This window comes from Aquincola tertiaricarbonis, from assembly GCF_000969605.1.
In the GTDB taxonomy this organism is placed as follows: Bacteria; Pseudomonadota; Gammaproteobacteria; order Burkholderiales; family Burkholderiaceae_C; genus Aquincola; species Aquincola tertiaricarbonis.
The window spans coordinates 99,752-121,762 of the sequence record NZ_JZUE01000017.1 but is presented as its reverse complement, the minus strand read 5'-3'; the positions used below and the strand labels follow the sequence as shown (position 1 = coordinate 121,762).

17 protein-coding genes are annotated in these 22,011 nt (G+C 69.0%); 9 read left to right on the top strand and 8 right to left on the bottom strand.

Annotated features, from left to right (window positions below):
* Nucleotides 1–109: 109 nt before the first annotated feature.
* The 7 genes from VO99_RS18925 to VO99_RS18895 are packed head-to-tail and all read right to left on the bottom strand — an operon-like array spanning nt 110 to nt 9,557.
* Nucleotides 110–1,771 carry an alpha-amylase family glycosyl hydrolase gene (locus VO99_RS18925; protein WP_046114506.1) on the bottom strand — a complete coding sequence of 554 codons (1,662 nt, stop codon included), beginning with the start codon at nt 1,769–1,771 and terminating at the stop codon, nt 110–112.
* A 2-nt stretch (nt 1,772–1,773) separates the two neighbouring features.
* A complete protein-coding gene (malG, locus tag VO99_RS18920; protein ID WP_046114462.1) occupies nt 1,774–2,664 on the bottom strand; it encodes a maltose ABC transporter permease MalG in 891 nt (296 codons plus the stop codon).
* A 1-nt stretch (nt 2,665) separates the two neighbouring features.
* Nucleotides 2,666–4,237, bottom strand: a complete 1,572-nt coding sequence (gene malF, locus VO99_RS18915) for a maltose ABC transporter permease MalF (RefSeq protein ID WP_046114461.1) — start codon at nt 4,235–4,237, stop codon at nt 2,666–2,668.
* A gap of 22 nt (nt 4,238–4,259) precedes the next feature.
* On the bottom strand, nt 4,260–5,459 hold the full coding sequence (malE, locus tag VO99_RS18910) for a maltose/maltodextrin ABC transporter substrate-binding protein MalE (protein WP_046114460.1): 1,200 nt from the start codon (nt 5,457–5,459) through the stop codon (nt 4,260–4,262).
* Nucleotides 5,460–5,501: 42 nt separating this feature from the next.
* Nucleotides 5,502–6,614 carry an ABC transporter ATP-binding protein gene (locus VO99_RS18905; RefSeq protein WP_046114459.1) on the bottom strand — a complete coding sequence of 371 codons (1,113 nt, stop codon included), beginning with the start codon at nt 6,612–6,614 and terminating at the stop codon, nt 5,502–5,504.
* Nucleotides 6,615–6,628: 14 nt separating this feature from the next.
* A complete protein-coding gene (locus VO99_RS18900; RefSeq protein WP_046114458.1) occupies nt 6,629–8,290 on the bottom strand; it encodes an alpha-glucosidase in 1,662 nt (553 codons plus the stop codon).
* Nucleotides 8,291–8,297: 7 nt separating this feature from the next.
* The gene (locus tag VO99_RS18895) at nt 8,298–9,557 is read right to left on the bottom strand and encodes a maltoporin (RefSeq protein ID WP_083440737.1); all 1,260 of its coding nucleotides are present in this window, start codon (nt 9,555–9,557) and stop codon (nt 8,298–8,300) included.
* 352 nt (nt 9,558–9,909) lie between these two features.
* Here VO99_RS18895 and VO99_RS31875 point away from each other — a divergent pair, with 352 nt between their 5' ends.
* Complete coding sequence (locus VO99_RS31875) at nt 9,910–10,830, top strand: SHOCT domain-containing protein (RefSeq protein ID WP_157039640.1); 921 nt, start codon at nt 9,910–9,912, stop codon at nt 10,828–10,830.
* A gap of 64 nt (nt 10,831–10,894) precedes the next feature.
* On the opposite strand, the gene fabI is transcribed toward VO99_RS31875, so the two are convergent.
* Nucleotides 10,895–11,692 carry an enoyl-ACP reductase FabI gene (fabI, locus tag VO99_RS18885; protein WP_046114455.1) on the bottom strand — a complete coding sequence of 266 codons (798 nt, stop codon included), beginning with the start codon at nt 11,690–11,692 and terminating at the stop codon, nt 10,895–10,897.
* A gap of 185 nt (nt 11,693–11,877) precedes the next feature.
* Here fabI and rimP point away from each other — a divergent pair, with 185 nt between their 5' ends.
* The 8 genes from rimP to VO99_RS18845 all read left to right on the top strand — a co-directional run bounded on the left by rimP (nt 11,878) and on the right by VO99_RS18845 (nt 22,005).
* Nucleotides 11,878–12,489: a ribosome maturation factor RimP gene (rimP, locus tag VO99_RS18880; protein ID WP_046114454.1), complete on the top strand. Its 612-nt coding sequence runs from the start codon at nt 11,878–11,880 to the stop codon at nt 12,487–12,489.
* Nucleotides 12,486–13,964, top strand: a complete 1,479-nt coding sequence (nusA, locus tag VO99_RS18875; RefSeq protein ID WP_046114453.1) for a transcription termination factor NusA — start codon at nt 12,486–12,488, stop codon at nt 13,962–13,964. Before rimP ends, nusA begins: the two co-directional genes overlap by 4 nt.
* 73 nt (nt 13,965–14,037) lie before the next feature.
* Nucleotides 14,038–16,938, top strand: a complete 2,901-nt coding sequence (gene infB, locus VO99_RS18870) for a translation initiation factor IF-2 (protein WP_046114452.1) — start codon at nt 14,038–14,040, stop codon at nt 16,936–16,938.
* Nucleotides 16,939–17,018: 80 nt separating this feature from the next.
* On the top strand, nt 17,019–17,381 hold the full coding sequence (rbfA, locus tag VO99_RS18865; protein ID WP_046114451.1) for a 30S ribosome-binding factor RbfA: 363 nt from the start codon (nt 17,019–17,021) through the stop codon (nt 17,379–17,381).
* A gap of 2 nt (nt 17,382–17,383) precedes the next feature.
* Nucleotides 17,384–18,349 (top strand): tRNA pseudouridine(55) synthase TruB, encoded by a 966-nt coding sequence (gene truB / locus VO99_RS18860; RefSeq protein WP_046114450.1) that lies wholly within the window; start codon nt 17,384–17,386, stop codon nt 18,347–18,349.
* An 11-nt stretch (nt 18,350–18,360) separates the two neighbouring features.
* Nucleotides 18,361–20,190: a translational GTPase TypA gene (typA, locus tag VO99_RS18855; RefSeq protein ID WP_046114449.1), complete on the top strand. Its 1,830-nt coding sequence runs from the start codon at nt 18,361–18,363 to the stop codon at nt 20,188–20,190.
* 16 nt (nt 20,191–20,206) lie between these two features.
* Nucleotides 20,207–21,124 carry a DMT family transporter gene (locus VO99_RS18850; protein ID WP_232315419.1) on the top strand — a complete coding sequence of 306 codons (918 nt, stop codon included), beginning with the start codon at nt 20,207–20,209 and terminating at the stop codon, nt 21,122–21,124.
* On the top strand, nt 21,121–22,005 hold the full coding sequence (locus VO99_RS18845; RefSeq protein ID WP_046114448.1) for an alpha/beta fold hydrolase: 885 nt from the start codon (nt 21,121–21,123) through the stop codon (nt 22,003–22,005). Before VO99_RS18850 ends, VO99_RS18845 begins: the two co-directional genes overlap by 4 nt.
* Nucleotides 22,006–22,011 lie beyond the last annotated feature (6 nt).

Genomic DNA, 22,011 nt, shown 5'->3' with positions numbered 1-22,011 from the left:
GGCGTTGGCCGGCGTGTCTCGGTTCGGCTGCACGAAGCGCCCGGCGGTGCCGGACGGGATATCACTTGTAGCAGACATCGCGCCCGCCCCGGGCCGGCCGCATGCGCCATCATGGGGCGGGCGCACGTTCCAGCAGCACCACGCGCTGGGCGGGCAGCGCCACGCGGCCGCCTTGCACCACCAGCGCCTGGCCGCCATAGGCCTCCCACAGCCGCTCGCCCTCGCGGAACACCGACGACACGTCCAGCAGCGCGGGTGCGTCCACGCCCAGCGCCACCACCACGCGGTCGCCGCTGGCGTCGTCGATGCGGCTGAAGGCGTAGGGCGTGGCCTGCAGCTGCGCATGGCGGCCGCGGGCCAGCGCCACATGACGCTGGCGGAAGCTGCCCAGCTGCTGCCAATGCGCCAGCAGCGGCCGGTCGATGTCGGTCCAGTTCATGTCGGAGCGGGTGGCCTGCTGTTCATCGCCGCGCGGTGCCTCGCCTGGCGGGCGGGCGGTCTCGTCGCCGTAGAAGACCTGCACGCCGCCGGGCACCAGCATCAGCGCGGTGGCGGCTTCGAGCAGCCGACCGCGGTCGAACAGCGTGGTGTCGTGGGAGGAGATGTAGGCCAGGTTGCTGAAGCCGGGCCGGCCGGCGTAGGTGGCGGCATAGGCGGCGAACAGCGGCTCGGGCTGCGTGTACTGCGCGGCGCGCTGCTGGAAGTCGAAGTCCAGCAGCGCATCGAAGCCGCTGTCATGCAGCAGCGAGCGCGCCGGACCCTGGCCCCAGTACTCGCCCACCATCCAGAACGGCGCGTCGTCGATCTTCTTGCCCGGATGGCGCGCCTTCCAGTCGGCCAGGGCGGCGGTGGCCTCGCGCTTGAGCTCGGCCCAGGCCTCGGGCTCCACATGCTTGACGGTGTCGGCGCGGAAGCCGTCGATGCCGTACTCGCGCACCCAGTCGGTCAGCCAGCGCACCAGGTAGCCGCGCACCGGCGTGCCGGGCAGGTCGACCGCGCGCGTGTCCTGCTTGCGGCGCAGCAGCTCGGGCAGCCTCACCGGCTGCGGGTTCTCGGTGCGGAAATCGGGCAGGTGAGCCAGCTGCATGGTCAGGTCGTCTCGGCCGGGGTCGGTGTAGCCGGGCAGGCCGGCGCGCACCCAGTCGCGGCCCCACCACCTGCCGAACTCGAAGCTGTTGTAGTCGAAGAAGGAGTGGTAGTTCTTCAGCGTGGCCTGCTCGCTGCCGGGCCACAGCACCTCCGGCAGCAGCTCGCGCGCGGTGGCCAGGTCGAGGTAGCCCGGGTGGTTCATCACCACGTCGAACAGGATGCGGATGCCCTGTGCATGCGCCGTGTCCACCAGCGCGCGCAGCTCGTCGGGCGTGCCCATGGCCTGGTCGAGCACGGTGTAGTCCAGCGCGTAGTAGCCGTGGTAGCCGTAGTGCTTGAAGGCGGCCTGGCCGCCCTGCGTCCAGCCGCGGATCTGCTCGTAGGGCGCGGTGATCCAGATCGCGTTGACGCCCAGCGCACGGAACCAGCCTTCGTCCAGCTTCTGCTTCAGGCCCTTCAGGTCGCCGCCATGGAAGGTGCCGGCATCGTTGCCGGGCTCGCGCTGGCGGCCGTAGGCGCCGTCGTTCGACGGATCGCCGTTGGCGAAGCGGTCGGTGATGACGAAGTAGACGATGGGGTTGTCGGCAAAGCTGCCGGGCACCGCGGCGGGCGCTGCCGGCAGGCCGGCGCAGCCGCACAGCAGCGCGGCCGCGGCCAGCGCCAGCCAGGATCGGCGCGGCATGGTCATCCCTTGAGCCCGCCCGAGGTCAGGCCGGAGACCATCCACTTCTGCGCCAGCATGAACACCACCGTGATCGGCAGGCCCGACAGGATGGCCGCCGCGGCGAAGTCGCCCCACAGGTAGCGCTGCTCGTAGAGGAACAGCCGCGAGCCCACCGCCAGCGTGAGCTGGCGCTCCTCGTTCAGCAGCACCGAGGCCACCGGGTACTCGATGATGGCGCCGATGAAGGCCAGCAGGAACACCACCATCAGGATCGGCACCGCCATCGGCAGCAGCACCAGCCGGAAGGCCTGCCACGGCGTGGCGCCGTCCACCTTGGCGGCTTCCTCGATCTCGGTCGGGATGGTGTCGAAGTAGCCCTTGATCGTCCACACGTGCAGCCCGATGCCGCCGGCATAGGCCAGCAGCAGCGACCAGTGGCTGTCGATGCCGAAGGCCGGGAAGACGCCGCCCACGCGGTCGAACACGGTGTAGATGGCCACCAGCGCCAGCACCGCCGGGAACATCTGGATCATCATCAGCGCCGACAGCGCCTGCGACTTGCCACGGAAGCGCATGCGGGCAAAGGCATAGGCCGCGGTGGTGCTCAGCAGCAGGATGATGCAGGCCGACAGCGTGGCCACCTTGACCGAGTTCCACAGCCACAGCAGCACCGGGAAGGGCGGCTGCACCACGCGGCCGTCAGGCTCGGTGTAGGGAATGCCCAGCGCCAGCTGCCAGTGCTCCAGGCTGATCTGCTCCGGTATGAGGCTGCCGCTGGCGAAGTTGCCCGGCCGCAGCGAGATCGACAGGATCATCAGGAACGGGAAGATCACCAGCGCGATCAGGCACAGCATGAACACATGCGCGGCCACCACGCGCCAGCGGTGGGACTTGTCCAGCACCATCGGCATGTCAGCTCGCCTCCTTGGTCACGCGCGCGGCGCGCAGGTTGATCCACGACAGCAGCGCCACCATCGCGAAGATCACGGTGGAGATGGCCGCAGCCAGGCCGAAGTTCTGGCCCGAGTCCTCGAAGGCCATGCGGTAGGTGTACGACACCAGGATGTCGGTGGTGCCCGCCGGGATCCGGGTGTCGAGGAAGTCGGGCCGGCCGTTGGTCAGCAGGCTGATCAGCACGAAGTTGTTGAAGTTGAAGGCGAAGGCGGCGATGAGCAGCGGCGTCAGCGGCTTGAGCACCAGCGGCAGGGTGATGCGGAAGAAGTTGGTCAGCGGCCCGGCGCCGGCCACGGCCGAGGCCTCGTACAGGTCGGCCGGTATCGCCTTGATGAGGCCCATGCAGATGACCATCATGTACGGGTAGCCCAGCCAGGTGTTGACGATGAGCAGCATCGACTTGGCCAGCAGCGGGTCGGAGAACCACGCCGGCTTGATGCCGAACAGCGCATCCAGGATCAGGTTGATCTCGCCGAAGTTGTTGTTGAACAGGCCCTTGAACACCAGGATGGAGATGAAGCCCGGCACCGCGTAGGGCAGGAACAGCAGCGTCTGGTACACGGCCCGAAAGCGCAGCGCCTCCCAGGTGAGCAGCACCGCCAGCAGCATGCCCAGCGAGGCGGCGAACAGCACCGTCAGCGCCGCGAAGGTGACCGTCCAGCCGAAAATGCGCAGGAAGGGCTCGCGGAAGGCCTCGTCGGTGAAGATGCGTGCGTAATGCGCCCAGCCGATGCCCACCTGGAAGCCGGGCTGCACCGCGCTGCCGTCGGCGGCCTCGTAGAAGCCGCTGCGCATGTTGGGGGTGAGCAGGCTGCCGTCCTGCTGGTTGACCAGCCGGCCCTGCGCATCCTGTCTATACAGGTGGGCCACCGGGCCGAAGCTGCGCAGGCCGGTGCTGCGCAGCTCGCTGTCGTCGGGCATCTGCACCGTCAGCGCCTTCAGCGCCGGCTGCAGGCGGATCACGTCCTTCAACGGCAGGGCCTCGCCCGCCGGCTCGCCGCTCGCGGGCACGGCCTTGGCCTTGGCGGGTGTGTCCCGGTCCAGCGGCAGCGGGCCCGTCTCGTACGCCGTGCCGGCCTCCTCGTCCTGCAGCCGCAGGCGGTAGCCGCCGCCCTCGGCCCGCAGGCTGGATTGCAGGCTGCGGCCCTCGCCGGCATAGGTCTCGTCGAGAAAGTAGCGGGTGGCGCGCTCGAAGGTGAGCAGGTGCCGCGAGCTGGCGTTGCTGAAGCTCATCGACACCGTGTACAGGATCGGGAACACCACGAAGATGACCACCGCTGCCACGCCCGGGAACAGGTAGCGCCAGGCATACAGCCGCTGCGAGCCGTACACCCAGCCGGCCAGCGCCAGCGTGGCCAGCAGCGCGCCGGCCAGCAGGGTTTCGCCGGCCAGGTACACGGCGGTGAGGATGTACAGCGCCCCCAGCGCCAGCAGCAGCCCCAGCGCAGGGCCCAGCCAGCGCAGCCGGCGCGATCGGGCATCGGGCAGCCCCGGCAGGGCGACCGCGGCGGTATTCGGGTTCAGGGGCATGCGGTGCAGCGCCGGCGGCGGCTTACTTGGCGGTGATGCGCTTGGCGGCGGCGTCCAGCGCGGCCTTGGGCGTCTGCCGGCCCTCGGTCACGTTCTGCAGCGCCGATTGCATCGACGACCAGAAGCGGCCCATCTCCGGGTTGTTGGGCATGGGCGAGCCGTCCTGCGCGCTGGCCATGGTGGCCTGGATGTTGGGATTGGACTTGAGCTGGTCGTAGAAGGCCTTGGAGGCCGGCACGCCGAGCGGCACGTCGTCGTCGATCATCTTCAGGCCGGCCGGCGTGAGCATGAAGTTCTCGATGAACTCCACCGCCACCTCGCGGTTGGGCGAAGCCTTGGAGATCATCGCGCCCAGCACGCCCACGTAGGGCGTGGCCTTGGCGCCGCCCACGGCGGGGATCTTGGCCACGCCGAAGTTGATCTTCGACTTGCGCAGGTTGTCCCACGACCACGGGCCGTTGATCATCATCGCCACCTTGCCCTGGTTGACGCCCGACTCCATGTCGGCATAGGCCGCGCCCTTGGGCATCACGCCGTCCTTGACCATCTGCGCCAGCAGCTCGGCGCCCTTGAGCGCGCCGGCATTGGCCACGCCGGTGTCGGTGGCGTCATAGCTGCCATCGCCCTTGGCCTTGAAGGCATAGCCGCCGCCCGCGCCCAGCAGCGGCCAGGTGAAGTAGGTGTTGGTGTAGTCCCAGAGGATGGCCTTCTTGCCCTGCGCGGCCAGCTTCTTGTCCAGCGCGATCACTTCCTCGAAGGTCTTGGGCGGCGTGGGCACCAGGTCCTTGTTGTAGACCAGGGCCACCGCCTCGATCGACACTGGATAGCCCCAGGTCTTGCCACCCACGGTGAAGGCCTTCCAGCCCAGCGGGTCGATGTCGGCCTGCACCTTCTTCGAAGGCGTGACCGGCTGCAGCAGGCCGGCGCCCAGCCATTCGCCCACGCGGTCGTGCGGCCAGATCCAGATGTCCGGGCCCTTGCCGGCGGCCGCGGCCTGCTGGAACTTGTTGGGCGCGTCCTCGGGATGCTCCACCACCACCGGCACGCCGGTCTTCCTGGTGAATTCCTCGCCCACCTTGGCCAGGCCGTTGTAGCCCTTGTCGCCGTTGATCCAGATCAGCAGCTTGCCCTGCTCGGCGGCCTGGGCGATGCCCGCGGTGCCGGCCAGCGTGAGGGCGGCGGCGGCCGCGATGAGGCGGATGCGTTGGCGTTGGATGGTCATGTCTGTCTCCTTCGTGGGGGTGGGATGGAAGCTGCGCCTCGGTCAGGCGCGGGGCAGGGCGATGCCGTTGCCGTCGAACAGGTGGGCCCGCGGCGGCGGCACCGTCAGCCAGGCGGTGTCGCCGGCGGCCAGGGGGTTGTCGGGGTCGGCGCGCACCACCACTGGCTGCAGGGCGCCGGGCACGTCGACGTAGAGGTAGGTGCTGTCGCCCAGGTGCTCGGCGGCCTGCACCCTGCCATGCAGCGCATTGGCCGCGGCGGCGGTGCCGGCGGCCGGCGCCGCATCGGCGCCCAGGTGCTCGGGCCGCACGCCCAGCGTCACCGGGCTGTCGGCGGCCAGCCGGGTGGCATCGGCGGCCACCGCCAGCAGGGTGCCGTCGGGCAGGCGCACGCGGGCGCCGGCCGCATCGGCGCTGGCCAGCGTGCCTTCGACGAAGTTCATCTTCGGCGAGCCGATGAAGCCCGCGACGAACAGGTTGGCCGGGCGGTGGTACAGGTCCATCGGCCGGCCCACCTGCTCGATGCGGCCGGCGTTGAAGACCACGATGCGGTGGGCCAGCGTCATCGCCTCGACCTGGTCATGGGTCACGTAGATCATGGTGGTGCGCAGCTCGCGGTGCAGGCGCGCCAGCTCCACCCGCATCTGCACCCGCAGCGCCGCATCCAGGTTGGACAGCGGCTCGTCGAACAGGAACACGCCCGGCTTGCGCACGATGGCGCGGCCGATGGCCACGCGCTGCCGCTGGCCGCCCGACAAGGCCTTGGGCTTGCGCTGCAGCAGGTGCTCGATCTGCAGGATCTGCGCGGCGCGGGCCACCGCCTCGTCCTGCTGCTGGCGGTTGAAGCCGGCCAGCCGCAGGCCGAAGCCCATGTTGTCCGCCACCGTCATGTGCGGATACAGCGCATAGCTCTGGAACACCATCGCGATGCCGCGGCGTGCGGGCGGCACCTCGTTCACCCGCTCGCCGCCGATGTAGAGCTCGCCGGCGGTGATGTCCTCGAGCCCGGCGATGCAGCGCAGCAGCGTGGACTTGCCGCAGCCCGAAGGCCCGACGAAGACGGTGAACTCGCCATCGGGTATGTCGAGGTCGATGCCGTGCAGCGTCTGCACATCGCCGTACGACTTGCGCAGGCCCTTGAGTAGAAGGTTCGCCATCGGAAATGAGCCCGTCAGTCCAGCGGTGTCTCGAAGCAGGCGCCCCAGGCCGGCAGGTGGAACACCGTGCCTTCGCGGTGGCCGGTCTGCGCCGGGCCGAAGCCATGGCCGGTGAGCGGCCTGCCCGCGGGCGCCTCGGCCAGCGCCAGCTGCACCGGCTCGCGGCCGAGGTTGAAGACGGCCAGCACGCGCTGGCTGCCGTCGGTCGAGCGGCGCTCGATGGCCAGCACCGGCTCCGGCGCGGGCAGGAAGCGCATCTCGCCGTCCAGCAGCGCGGGCTGCTGCCTGCGCCAGGCCAGGAAGCGGCGGCTGAAGTTCAGCACCGAGTCCGGGTCGTCGTTGTTCAGGTCCACCGCCAGCGCGCTGTGTTCAGCCGGCACCGGCAGCCAGGGCGCGTGCGCCGGCACGCGGCTGAAGCCGGCATCGGGCAGCGAGTGCACCCAGGGCATGGGCGTGCGGCAGCCGTCGCGGCCCTTGAACTCGGGCCAGAAGGCCAGGCCATAGGGGTCGCGCAGGCGCTCGTAGGCCACGTCGGCCTCGGGCAGGCCCAGCTCGTCGCCCTGGTACCAGCAGGCGCTGCCGCGCAGGCTCAGCAGCACCGCCATTGCCAGCTTGTTGTAGTGCGGCGGTGCATCGGGGCCGCCCCAGCGGCTGCGCACCCGCATCACGTCGTGGTTGCCGACCGACCAGCAGGGCCAGCCGTCGGTCAGCGCCTGTTCCAGTTCGTCCACCTGGCCGCGGATGTAGCCGGCGCTGCTGTCGGTGGTCAGCAGGTTGAAGCCGTAGGCCATGTGCAGCTTGTCGCCGCCCGAGGTGTAGGCCGCCATGGTGGCCAGGGTGTTGTCGCAGCCCACCTCGCCCAGGCTGGCGGCGCCGTAATCGTTCAGCAGCGCACGCAGCTTGCGCAGGAAGTCCAGGTTCTCCGGCTGCGTCTTGTCATGCAGGTGGCGCTGCATGCCATAGGGGTTGCTGGCCTGCACCGACTTGGTGTCGCGCACCTCGGCCGGCGGGTTGTCGCGCAGCTGCCGGTCGTGGAAGTGGAAGTTGCAGGCGTCGAAGCGGAAGCCGTCGACGCCGCGGTCCAGCCAGAAGCGCACGTCGTCCAGCAGCTGCCGTTGCACCGCCTCGCAGTGGAAATTGAGGTCGGGCTGGCTGATGAGGAAGTTGTGCAGGTAGTACTGGCGCCGCCGGGCCTCCCACTGCCAGGCCGAGCCGCCGAACACGCTCAGCCAGTTGTTGGGCGGCGTGCCGTCCGGCCGGGGGTCGGCCCACACGTACCAGTCGGCCTTGTCGTTGTACCGGCTGGCGCGGCTTTCGCGAAACCAGGCCGATTCGTCCGAGGTGTGCGACAGCACCTGGTCGATCACCACCTTCAGGCCCAGCGCATGGGCCTGCTCCACCAGGCGGTCGAAATCGGCCAGGGTGCCGAACATCGGATCGACATCCCGGTAGTCGCTGATGTCGTAGCCGAAGTCCTTCATCGGCGAGCGGAAGAACGGCGAGATCCAGATCGCGTCCACGCCCAGGTCGGCGATGTACGAGAGTCGGTCGATGATCCCGGGCAGGTCGCCCACGCCGTCGCCGTCGTGGTCCGCGAAGCTGCGCGGGTACACCTGGTAGATGACGCCGCCGCGCCACCAGGGGCGCTGCGCGCCGGATGAAGGCTGTTGGCTCATCGGCGGATCACCACCAGGCTTCGGCCTGGATGCCGTACGTCACGCCGTTGTTCTTGTTGCCGAACACGCCGTTGGTGCCGGCGCCGTTGGCGGCGTCGTTCCACTTGGCATAGGTGACGAAGGCACGGAACACCGGACGCGACCAGAAGCCCGGCGCCAGCGCCACCTGCGGCGCGATGGTCAGCTTGGTCAGGTGCGCGGTGTCCTGGCCGTCGGTCTTCACGCGGTCGTAGCCCAGCTCGGCGGCGATGCTGAAGAAGTTGTTGATCTGGTACTGCGGGCGGATGCCGGCGGTGAACCAGGTGGTCTTGGCCGCGTCGTCCAGCTTCACGCGCTGGTAGCCGGCGGTGGCCATGGCCGACCAGGGCGAGCCGTTGGGCGCGAAGTACAGCTGGTCCACCACGCGCCAGCTGGAGCCGCGCACGTCGTCGGTGGCGTCGCGGTAGTTGTTGACGTCGGCACCGCCCGCACCGGCGTCCTTGCCCAGCACCAGGGCCAGCTTGTTGTAGCCGGCGCCGAAGATGCCGGTCTGCTTGTGCTCGCTGAACAGCAGCCAGCCGCTGCCCTCGCCACGCTCGGCGCGGCCGGCGCTGGTGCCGCGCATGGCCACCAGTTCGAATTCCAGCGTGCCGCCGGGGTTGGTCACGATGTCGTACGCGCGGGCCGAGAAGCGGCTGGTGTTCAGGCCGTTGATGGTGTCGGTCACCAGCGTGTCGTCGCCCTTGCTGTGATACGAGAAGGCCAGCTTGGCCGCGCCGATGTTGATGTCCTCGATGCCGCCGCCCAGGCCGCTGTTGTTCCAGTAGTAGTAGTCGTTGATGTGGACGTCATGGCGGTTGTAGTACCGCTTGCCGATCCAGATGCTGGCCTTCTCCAGTGCGCCGGGGCCGAAGAAGCCGCCCGCCTCGAAGTAGTTCTGCCGGCTGGCGATGTCGAACTTGTCGCCCTTGGAGCTTTCGTAGTCGGCGCCGGCGTTGTTCTCCACCAGGGCCAGCATCAGGTTGTACTTGGCCCAGGTGCCGTCGCTCTTGCCGAAGGGCATGACGAACTGGCTCTCGGCGTAGGTCTCGCACTCGTTGCCCAGCCGGTACTTGGCGCCGGCGCCCGGCAGGCCGAAACACACCTGCTTGCCGCCTTCGGTGGAGCCGCCGGTGCCGGTGCGGGCGTAGCCCTTGAACTCCAGGCCCTGGGCCGCGGCCGGGCTCACCACGCCAGCGGCGGCCACGGTGGCCGCGGCGGCGGCGATCAACTTCAAACGGGTCTTCATCAGTCTCTCCTCTGTTGTACGGAAGGTGGAGGGGAGCGCCTCGGAGGCGCCGGCAAAAACGTCTGGCACGGCGGCTCCGCCCGACGGAAACCGTTCGGTGGGCCTGTAGCTTGACTACATGCGGAAGGACTCCGCAGCGACTGAAGGCACTTTACGTAGCGAAACTACATCCGCCCATCCGGGAATTCCTGGCGGCGTTACAAGCCGATTACCGGGGAATACCCGGTTCTCTAGGGCTAAAGCTGGGCGCTACGCTTCGCGCGCACGAGGCCAGATGTAGCTTGACTACTGGCCGTGTAGTGAGGTGTAGTTGTGTACTTTGAAAACATCGCGACAGTTAGGAGACATGCAGATGCACCGTCCGATCGCCCGCGGCACCGCCGCTTTCGCCTGCACCGCGGCCCTGCTGGCCGCCACCGGCCCCGCGCAGGCCGGCGTGTTCGACACCTTGTTCGGCCGCTCGACGGCCGCCGCTTCGGAGCAAGCGGCCCCGACTTCCAAGCCGGGACGGCGCCACTGGCAGCTGGCGGAGTTCACCGAGCTGCGGCTGGCGCAGCGCGAGACCTCGGCGGCGCTGAACGAGCATCCGCAGGTCATTCCAGCCGCGGTGCTGCGTCAATGGATGCAGGGCGTGGTGCTGCAGCGCGGCAGCCAGCGTGAGCCGCTGTTCGGCACGGACGAGCTGGCCTCGCTGCCGGCGGTGATCGCCGATGCCCTGGCCGTCGCCAGCCCGCAGGACGACCTGCTGCTGCTCAGCACCTCGCGCCGCGACGGTGGCCTGCTGGGCACGCCCTACGGCATCACCGCGCGCCTGTTCGTGCAGGGCGGGGCGCTGCAGTTGCTGGTGCAGGAGGCGCGGCTGGACTTCTACAACCAGTACCGGGGCGCGCGCATCCTGCCGGAGTTCCGCTTCGGCAGCCGGGGCGCGGCCGGGGCGGTGAAGGTGTCCAGCCCGGAGGCCACCGGCGTGCGTGGGGACTGGCTGGCCTTTGCGCTGGGCACGCCGGCGGCTGTGGCCGCACCGGCGCCGGCCGGGGTGACGCCGGCCGCTGCGGCCGCGGCGGTGTCGCCGGCCGCCGCCCCGGTCGCGCCGGCAGCCACTGCCGCCGCCGCCCCGCGCCCGGCGGTGCAGCCGGTGCCCGTCTCCCGCGACGCACGCTTCTACGAGGAACAGGAGCAGCGCCTGCGCAGCCTGAAGCGCCTGCGCGACCAGAACCTGCTGACCGAAGAGGAATACCAGGCCAAGCGCAAGGAGATCCTGCAGGCGCTGTGAGCCGCCGCGCCGCCCCATGAAAAAGGCGCCCCGCGGGGCGCCTGTTCGCCGGCGTGGGCCGCCGTCAGGCCGCCGGCGTCTCCGCCAGCCCGCCCATCACGCGGCTGAAGCCGCAGTCCACATAGGTGATCTCGCCGGTGACGCCGGCGGCCAGGTCGGACAGCAGGAAGGCCGCGACGTTGCCGACGTCGTCGATCGTCACGTTGCGGCGCAGCGGCGCGTTCTGCTCCACCACGTCCAGCATCTTGCCGAAGCCCTTGATGCCCGAGGCCGCCAGCGTCTTGATCGGCCCGGCCGAGATGCCGTTCACGCGCCAGCCCCTGGGCCCCAGGCCGGCGGCCAGGTAGCGCACGCTGGCTTCCAGCGAAGCCTTCGCCAGGCCCATCGTGTTGTAGTTGGGCACGGCCCGCTCGGCGCCCAGGTAGCTCAGCGTCAGCAGCGCGGCATTCGGGCGCAGCTGGCCGGCGGCGGCCTTGGCCATCGCGGGGAAGCTGTAGGAGGAGATGTCGTGCGCGATGCGGAAGGCTTCGCGGCTCAGCCCTTCCAGGAAATCGCCGGCGATCGCCTCGCGCGGCGCGAAGCCGATGGCATGCACCAGGCCGTCGAAACCTTCGGGCCAGGCGCTGCGCAGGTCGGCGAACAGCCTGTCGATCTGCTCGTCGCTGCCGACGTCGCAATCGAAGGTGAGGGTGGAGCCGAAATGGCTCGCGAATTCGGTGATCCGGTCCTTGAAACGCTCGCCGACGTAGCTGAATGCCAGTTCTGCCCCTTCACGGTGACAGGCCCGGGCGATCCCGTAGGCGATGGAACGGTTGGACAGCACGCCCGTGATCAGCAGCCGCTTGCCGGCGAGAAAACCCATGGTGTCTCCGTAGCTCAGGTCAGGAAAGGGCCGTGATTCTGGCATGGCCTTACCGGCCGACGGATTCACCTCTTGGCGGCAGCGTGGTTGCCGCAGTACAATCCGCATTTCCCTGGAAACACCGTGTGCTCCCAACCGGGCGGATTCTGTTCCTGCCCTTTTTTTTTGCTCGAACGCTTTCTTAGATGACTTGGCAGTCTGCCGTCGAACGTACCGTCACTGGGCTGGGTTACGACCTGGTCGACCTCGAACGCACGGGGGGTGGGTTGCTGCGCGTCACCATCGACCGCGTGGCGGGCCACGCCTACCCCGAGGGCTTGGGTGCATCCGAGTTCGTGACGGTGGAGGATTGTGAGGCTGTCACCCGGCAGTTGCAGTATCTGCTGGAAGTCGAGAACGTCGAATACGCACGATTGGAAGTTTCGTCGCCGGGGCTCGATCGGCCTTTGAAAAAGTCGGCCGACTATGAGCGGTTTGCCGGCGAGGCGATCGACATCACGTTGAAACTGCCTTTCCAGGGGCGCAAAAAGTATCGCGGCATCCTGATGTCGCGTGACGGTGGGTGGCGCTTGCTGCTGGACGACAACGCGGGTGCGCCGTTGCGCGCCGGCGCCAAGACTGGCGGCAAGTCGAGCAAGGCGAAGGCTGCGGCCGGTGCCGCCGGGGCGGACACGCAGCCGGCGCTCGACTTCACGCTCGATGAGGTGCGCGAAGCGCGGCTCGTTCCCGTCGTCAATTTCAAAGGTCGCCCGGCTGCTCCTGTGCAGCCCGAGGTGCATGGAGGTCCAGAAGAATGAACCGCGAACTGTTGATGCTGGTGGATGCGATTTCACGCGAGAAGAGCGTGGAGCGCGACGTCGTGTTCGGCGCCGTCGAAGCGGCCCTGGCCTCCGCCACCAAGAAGCTGCATGGCGGCGAGGTGGACATCCGCGTTCAGATCGACCGCGACACCGGCGAATACGAGACCTTCCGCCGCTGGCATGTGGTGCCGGACGAAGCCGGCCTGCAGATCCCTGACGCCGAGATCCTGTTCTTCGAAGCGAAGGAGCAGATCGGCGACATCGAGGTCGACGACCACATCGAGGAGCCGATCGAGTCGGTGCCCATCGGCCGCATCGGCGCGCAGGCCGCCAAGCAGGTCATCCTGCAGAAGATCCGCGACGCCGAGCGTGAGCAGCTGCTGAACGACTTCCTCGCCCGTGGCGAGAAGATCTTCGTCGGCACCGTCAAGCGGCTGGACAAGGGCGACATCATCGTGGAGAGTGGCCGCGTCGAAGGCCGCCTGAAGCGCAGCGAGATGATCCCGAAGGAAAACCTGCGCACCGGCGACCGCGTGCGGGCCTATATCGCAGGGGTTGATCCCACGGTGCGTGGCCCCCAGATCATGCTGTCGCGCAGCGCGCCCGGTTTCATGATCGAGCTGTTCGCCCAGGAAGTGCCGGAGATCGAGCAGGGCCTGCTCGAGATCAAGAGCTGCGCCCGCGATCCGGGCTCGCGCGCCAAGATCGCCGTGGTGTCGCACGACAAGCGCGTGGACCCGATCGGCACCTGCGTCGGCGTGCGGGGCTCGCGCGTCAACGCGGTGACCAACGAGCTGGCCGGCGAGCGCGTGGACATCGTGCTGTGGTCGGAGGACCCGGCGCAGTTCGTCATCGGCGCGCTGGCCCCGGCCAATGTGCAGTCGATCGTGGTGAACGAGGAGCCGCATGCGATGGACGTGGTGGTCGACGAGGAGAACCTCGCGATCTCCATCGGCCGCGGCGGCCAGAACGTGCGCCTGGCGTCGGAGCTCACCGGCTGGCGCATCAACATCATGACCGCCGAGGAATCGCAGGCCAAGCAGGCTGCCGAGAGCGACGTGATCCGCAAGCTCTTCGTCGAGAAGCTCGACGTCGACGAGGAAGTGGCGGAGATCCTGATCGCCGAAGGCTTCACCAGCCTGGAAGAAGTGGCGTACGTGCCCATGCAGGAGATGCTCGAGATCGAGAGCTTCGACGAGGACACCGTCACCGAGCTGCGCACCCGCGCCAAGGACGCCCTGCTGACGATGGAGATCGCCCGCGAGGAGAGTGTCGAGGAGGTGTCGCAGGATCTGCGCGACCTCGACGGCCTCAATTCCGAGCTGATCGCCAAGTTGTCGGACGCCGGCGTCCACACCCGCGACGACCTGGCCGACCTGGCCGTCGACGAGCTCACCGACATGACCGGCATGGATGCCGACCAGGCCAAGGCGCTGATCATGAAGGCGCGTGAACACTGGTTCACCGCCTGACACCTCACGGACATCGATTGATCGCCCAACGCCAGTACGCCACCCGCGCCCCCGTTTTCCAAGGATCTTCACAATGGCAGTGACCACCGTCGCCCAATTTGCCGCCGAGCTGAACCGCCCGGCCGCGACGCTGCTCGAGCAGCTGCAGTCCGCCGGGGTGCGCAAAGTCTCCACCGACGATCAGCTCACCGACGCCGACAAGGAACGCCTGCTCGGCTTCCTGCGGACCAGCCACGGCAACACCGGCGGCGACCGCAAGAAGATCACGCTGACGCGCAAGAGCACCAGCGAGATCAAGCAGGCCGATTCCACCGGCAAGGCCCGCACCATCCAGGTGGAAGTGCGCAAGAAGCGCACCTTCATCAAGCGTGACGACGCGCCGGCCGGCGAAGAGGCAGGTGCACCCGCGCCGGTCGACGAGGCGCTGGAACTGCAGCGCCGCGAGGAAGAAGCCCAGCAGCAGGCCGAGCAGCTCCGCCGCCAGGAAGAAGAGCTGGCCGAGAAGCGTCGCCAGCGCGAGGAGCAGGAGCGCGCCGAGCGCGAAGCCGCAGAGGCCCGTGCCCGCGAAGCCGCCGAGAAGGCCGCTGCCGAAGCTGCGGCCGCCAAGGCCGCCGCCGAAGCCGCCGCCGCAGCCGCCAAGGCACCGAGCCCGGCGCCTGCGCCGGCATCGGCGCCCGCCGCCGCTGCGCCCGCACCGGCTGCCGCCGCGCCTGCCAAGCCCGCCGCGCCGGCGGAAGCCCCCAAGCCTGGCCTGCGCGTGGTCAAGGCCGCCGACACCGACGCCGCGGAGAAGCAGCGCATGCTCGACCTGGAGAAGCGGCGCCGTGCCGCCGAAGCCGAAGCCGCGGCCATCCGCGCCATGATGAATGCGCCCAAGAAGGTGCTCATCGCGAAGAAGCCGGAAGAGCCGCCGAAGCCGGCGGTGTCGGCCGAGAACGCCATCAAGGGCACCATCCACAAGCCGGCCGCCAAGCCGGGCGCGCCTGCGCCCGCCGGTGCCGGTGCGCCGGGCGCCAAGCCGGGCGAGAAGAAGTCGGTCAAGTCCGAGAAGCTCTCGTCCAGCTGGGCCGACGACGCCAAGAAGCGCAGCGCCGCGGCCAAGGGCCGCACCGACGGGCCGGCCGCCGGCCGCCCGGGCTGGCGCGCGCCGCGTGGCCGTGGTGGCCGCGACCGCAACGACGGCGGTGGCTCGCACTTCCAGCCGCCGGCGGAGTTCGTGCAGCAAGAGGTGCACGTGCCCGAGACCATCAGCGTGGCCGACCTGGCGCACAAGATGTCGGTCAAGGCCGCCGAGGTGATCAAGCAGCTGATGAAGCTGGGCCAGATGGTCACGATCAACCAGCAGCTGGACCAGGAAACGGCCATGATCCTCGTCGAGGAAATGGGCCACAAGGCGCTGGCCGCCAAGCTGGACGACCCGGAAGCCTTCCTCGAGGAAGAGCACGCCACGGTCGACACCGAGCTGCTGCCGCGCGCCCCGGTGGTCACCGTCATGGGCCACGTGGACCACGGCAAGACCTCGCTGCTGGACTACATCCGCCGCAGCCGTGTGGCCGCAGGCGAAGCCGGCGGCATCACGCAGCACATCGGTGCCTATCACGTCGAGACGCCGCGCGGCATGATCACCTTCCTGGACACCCCGGGCCACGCGGCGTTCACCGCGATGCGTGCCCGTGGCGCCAAGGCCACCGACATCGTCATCCTGGTGGTGGCGGCCGACGACGGCGTGATGCCGCAGACGAAGGAAGCCATCCACCACGCGAAGGCGGCCGGCGTGCCGCTGGTGGTGGCGGTCAACAAGATCGACAAGCCCGATGCCAACCTCGAGCGCGTGAAGAGCGAGCTGGTGGCCGAGCAGGTGGTGCCGGAAGAATTCGGTGGCGAATCGCCGTTCGTGCCGGTGTCGGCCAAGACCGGCCAGGGCATCGACGACCTGCTGGAGCAGGTGCTGCTGCAGGCCGAGGTGCTGGAGCTGACCGCTTCCAAGGAAGCGCCGGCCAAGGGCATCGTGATCGAGGCGCAGCTGGACAAGGGCCGCGGCCCGGTGGCCACGGTGCTGGTGCAGTCGGGCACGCTCAAGCGTGGCGACGTGGTGCTGGCCGGCTCCAGCTATGGCCGCGTGCGCGCCATGCTGGACGAGGACGGCAAGCCGACCAACGAGGCCGGCCCGTCGATCCCGGTCGAGATCCAGGGCCTGACCGAAGTGCCGCAGGCCGGCGACGACTTCATGGTGCTGTCCGACGAACGTCGTGCACGTGAGATCGCCACCTTCCGCCAGGGTCGCTACCGCGACGTGAAGCTGAACAAGCAGCAGGCCGCCAAGCTGGAGAACATGTTCGAGAACATGGGCGAAGGCCAGGCGCAGACGCTGGCGCTGATCGTCAAGGCGGACGTGCAGGGCTCGCAGGAAGCGCTGTCGCAATCGCTGCAGAAGCTCAGCACCGCCGAAGTCAAGGTGCAGATCGTGCACGCGGCGGTGGGCGGCATCAGCGAGAACGACGTCAACCTGGCGATCGCTTCGAAGGCGGTCATCGTGGGCTTCAACGTGCGTGCCGATGCGGGCGCCCGCAAGCTGGCCGAGAACAACGGCGTCGACCTGCGCTACTACAACATCATCTACGACGCGGTCGACGAGATGAAGGCGGCGATGACCGGCATGCTGGCGCCTGAACAACGCGAGGAAGTCATCGGCACGGCCGAGATCCGCACGGTGTTCGTGGCGTCCAAGATCGGTACGGTCGCGGGCTGCATGATCACCGCGGGCGTGGTGCGCCGCGACGCGCGCTTCCGCCTGCTGCGCGACAACGTGGTGATCTACACCGGCGAGGTCGATTCGGTGAAGCGGATGAAGGACGATGTGCGCGAAGTCAAGGAAGGCTTCGAGTGCGGCGTCAAGCTGAAGAACTACAACGACATCGCCGAGGGCGACCAGCTCGAATTCTTCGAGATCAAGGAAGTGGCGCGTACGCTGTAACAACGGCGGGCTTCTTCACCCGAACCCCGCCGCCCGCAAGGTGGCGGGGTTCGTGCTTGTAGGGCCGCAAGGACAACCTCATGCGACACAAGAAAGCGATACCCAACCGCAGCCTGCGGATCGCCGACCAGATCCAGCGCGATGTGTCGGAGCTGATCCGCGACCTGAAGGATCCGCGCATCGGCATGGTGACGGTCACCGGCGTGGACATCACGCCCGACTATGCCCACGCCACGGTGCGCTTCTCGCTGCTGGTGGGCGACCCGGACGAATGCCAGGCCGCGCTGAACGAGGCGGCGGGGTTCATCCGCAACGGCTTGTTCAAGCGGTTGCAGATCCACACCGTGCCCACGCTGCACTTCCAGTTCGACCGCACCACAGAACGTGCGGCCGAGCTGAATGCGCTCATCCGCCAGGCCAACGAGCAACAGGCCAAGGATTGACCGTGGACGACGCAGTACGCAGTGCCCCCCGCCGCGGCCCGCGCCCGGCCCGCCAGCGCATCCAGCGCCGCGCGCTGCATGGCGTGTTGTTGCTCGACAAGCCGGTCGGCCTGTCGAGCAACGACGCGCTGCAGAAGGCCAAGTGGCTGCTGCGCGCCGAGAAGGCCGGCCACACCGGCACGCTCGATCCGCTGGCCACCGGCCTGCTGCCGCTGTGCTTCGGCGCAGCCACCAAGTTCAGCCAGGTGAGCCTGGACGCCGACAAGGCCTACCGCGCGACGCTGGCGCTGGGCCGCACCACCACCACCGGCGATGCCGAGGGCGACGTGCTGCAGCAGCGCCCGGTGGCGGTGGACCGCGCAGCCATCGAAGCCGCCTGCGCGCGTTTCACCGGCCCCATCTCGCAACTGCCGCCGATGCACTCGGCACTGAAGCGCGACGGCAAGGCGCTGTATGAATACGCGCGCGCCGGCATCGAGGTGGAGCGCGAGCCGCGGCAGGTGACGATTCACGCCATCGACATCATCGACTGGCAGGCTGACACGCTCGTGATCGACGTGCGCTGCAGCAAGGGCACCTACATCCGCACGCTGGGCCAGGACATCGGCGAGGCGCTGGGATGCGGCGCCCACCTGTCCGCATTGCGGCGCACCGGCAGCGGCCCGCTGCGGGTGGCCGACGCGGTCACGCTTGAACAACTCGCGGCGCTCGACGAGGCGGCCCGCGAAGCGCTGCTGAAGCCCGTCGACTGGCTGCTTTCGGACTGGCCCTGCGTGGCCTTGCCGGAAGACGAAGCCGGTCGTTTCCTTACCGGCCTGCGACGGCGCGTGCGATTGGCCGATGCGCCCGCCGTGCGCGTGTACGGCCCGCAGCCGAGTGCGTTTCTCGGCAGCGCACACATTGCGTCGGGTGAATTGATCGCCGACCGCCTGCTCAGTCCCGTCGAGGTGCAGGGCCTGATTTCCTGAAAGAACGTTCCATGACCAAGCAGATCCGCAACATCGCCATCATCGCCCACGTGGACCATGGCAAGACCACCATGGTCGACCAGCTGCTCCGCCAGAGCGGCACCTTCGCCGAACACGAGAAGGTCGTCGACACCGTGATGGACAACAACGCCATCGAACGCGAACGGGGCATCACCATCCTGGCGAAGAACTGCGCCGTGAGCTGGGAAGGCACCCACATCAACATCGTCGACACCCCGGGCCACGCGGACTTCGGCGGCGAGGTGGAGCGCGCGCTGTCGATGGTCGACGGCGTGGTGCTGCTGATCGACGCCCAGGAAGGCCCGATGCCGCAGACGCGCTTCGTGACCAAGAAGGCGCTGGCCCTCGGCCTGAAGCCCATCGTGGTGGTGAACAAGGTCGACAAGCCGGGTGCCAAGCCCGACGCGGTGATCAACGCCGCCTTCGACCTGTTCGACAAGCTGGGCGCCAACGACGAGCAGCTCGACTTCCCGGTGGTGTACGCCTCGGGCATCAACGGCTGGACCTCGCTGGAAGAAGGCGCGCCGGGCGAACAGTGGGGCCCCGACATGTCGGCCCTGTTCAACACCGTGCTCAAGCACGTGCCGCCGCAGAAGGGCGATCCGCAGGCGCCGCTGCAGCTTCAAATTTCGGCACTCGACTACTCGACCTTCGTCGGCCGCATCGGCGTGGGCCGCATCAGCCAGGGCACCATCAAGCCCGGCATGGACGTGCTGGTGATGGAAGGCCCGGACGGCAAGACCGTCAAGGGCCGCATCAACCAGGTGCTGACCTTCCAGGGCCTGGACCGCGTGCAGGTGACCGAAGCCGGCCCCGGCGACATCGTGCTGATCAACGGCATCGAGGACATCGGCATCGGCGTGACCGTGACCAGCCCCGCCAACCCGGCGCCGCTGCCCATGCTGAAGGTGGACGAGCCGACGCTGACGATGAACTTCTGCGTCAACACCAGCCCGCTGGCCGGCCGCGAAGGCAAGTTCGTCACCAGCCGCCAGATCTGGGACCGCCTGCAGAAGGAATTGCAGAGCAACGTGGCGCTGCGCGTGAAGGAAACCGACGAGGACGGCATCTTCGAGGTGGCCGGCCGCGGCGAACTGCACCTGACCATCCTGCTGGAGAACATGCGCCGCGAAGGCTACGAGCTGGCCGTGAGCAAGCCGCGCGTGGTGTTCCAGGAAATCAACGGCGAGAAGTGCGAGCCGATCGAGCTGGTGACGGCCGACGTGGAAGAAGCCCACCAGGGCGGCGTGATGCAGGCCCTGGGCGAGCGCAAGGGCGAGCTGGTGAACATGGAGCCGGACGGCCGTGGCCGCGTGCGCCTGGAGTACCGCATTCCGGCGCGCGGCCTGATCGGCTTCTCCAACGAGTTCCTGAACCTGACCCGCGGCTCGGGCCTGATCAGCAACATCTTCGACGGCTACGAGCCGCACAAGGGCGAGATCGCCGGCCGCAAGAACGGCGTGCTGATCTCGATGGACGCCGGCGAGATCTTCACCTACGCCCTGGGCAAGCTGGACGACCGCGGCCGCATGTTCGTCAAGCCGAACGACCCGGTGTACGAAGGCATGATCGTCGGCATCCACAGCCGCGACAACGACCTGGTGGTCAATGCCACCCGCACCAAGCAGCTGACCAACTTCCGCGTCAGCGGCAAGGAAGACGCGATCAAGATCACGCCGCCGATCGACCTCACGCTGGAATACGGCGTGGAGTTCATCGAGGACGACGAGCTGGTGGAGATCACGCCCAAGTCGGTGCGGCTGCGCAAGCGCCACCTGAGCGAGCACGAGCGCAAGCGCGCCTCGCGCGAAGCGAACTGATCCGGGCGCGGTCGTCGTGACGCACCGTCGGGCCGTGGCCACGATGCTGCTGGTCACGCTGCTGTGGAGCATCGCCGGGGTGGTCACGCGCCACCTCGACACCGCCGGCAGCTTCGAGCTGACCTTCTGGCGCAGCGCCGCCAATGCGGTGGCGCTCGCGCTGCTGCTGGGCTGGCAGCGAGGCTTCGGCCCGCTGTGGCAACAGGTGCGCCACGGCGGCCGGGTGCTGTGGCTGTCGGGCCTGTGCTGGACGGTGATGTTCACCTCCTTCATGGTGGCGCTCACGCTGACCACCGTGGCCAACGTGCTCATCACGATGTCGCTGGCGCCGCTGTTCACCGCGCTCATCTCGCGCGTGGTGCTGGGCCAGCGGCTGCCCGGCCGCACCTGGGCCGCCATCGTGGTGGCCGGCATCGGCGTGGCCTGGATGTACGGCTCGCAGGTGGGCGGTGGAACCGGGCGCGATGCACTGGGCACGCTGGTCGCGCTGAGCGTGCCGATCGCCGGCGCCACGATGTGGACGCTGCTGCAGCTCAATGCCCGCACCGCGGCCGGGCCCGCGGCCGACGGCCCGCGCGACATGACGCCGGCGGTGCTGATCGGCGCGGTGCTGTCGTCCGTGCTCACGCTGCCGCTGTCGCTGCCGTTCCAGGCCTCGGCCAGCGACATCGGCTGGTTGTCGATGCTGGGCGTGGTTCAGCTGGCCATTCCCTGCGTGCTGGCGGTGGCCGCCGGCAAGGTGCTGCGCGCGCCGGAGGCCTCGCTGCTGGGTCTGCTGGAGATCATCTTCGGCGTGGCCTGGACCTGGCTGGGCACCACCGAGTCGCCCGCGCCGGCGGTGCTGGGCGGCGGCGGCCTGGTACTGGCCGCGCTCATCGCCAACGAAGCCGTGGCGCTGCGCCGCGGCCCGGCGCCGGCCAAGGCCTGCGCATGAAGCTGCGTGCCAACGGCATCGGCATCCAGGTGGATGTGCAGGGGCCCGCCCACGGCACGCCGCTGCTGCTGGTGATGGGCCTGGGCATGCAGCTCATCGGCTGGCCGCAGGCGCTGGTCGATGGCCTGGTGTCGCGCGGCTTCCGCGTGATCCGGCTGGACAACCGCGACGCCGGCCTGTCCGACGGCTTCGACCACCTGGGCGTGCCCAACCTGGGCTGGGCCGCCACGCGGCACATGCTGCGCCTGCCGATCGACGCGCCCTACACCCTGGCCGACATGGCGCAGGATGCCTGGGCGGTGCTGGATGCGCTGGAGGTGGCCGACGCCCATGTGTGCGGCGCCTCCATGGGCGGCATGATCGCCCAACACATGGCGCTGCAGCAGCCGCAGCGCATGAAGAGCCTGACCCTGATGATGACCAGCAGCGGCGCCCGCCACCTGCCGCGCCCGGCCTGGCCGGTGCAGCGCGCGATGATGGCCAAGCCGCCGCCGCGGCGCGACCGCGCGACCCTGGTGGCGCGGGCGGAGGCCATCTTCCGGCTGATCGGCAGCCCGGCCTATCCGGCGACGGAGGAGGCGCTGCGGGCGCGGGTGACCGCCTCCATCGACCGCGCCTACCGGCCGGCCGGCGTGGCGCGGCAGATGGCGGCGGTGCTGGCCGACGGCGACCGTTCGCGCCGGCTGCGCGACATCCGCCAGCCGGTGCACCTGATCCACGGCCGCGCCGACCCGCTGCTGCCCTCGGCCGCCGCGCTCGACCTGAAGCTCAAGCTGCGCGAGGCCACGCTGGACCTGGTCGACGGCATGGGCCACGATCTGCCGGACGAACTGCTGCCGCGCTTTGCCGATGGCATCGCCACCAATGCAGCCCGCGCCTGAACCCAC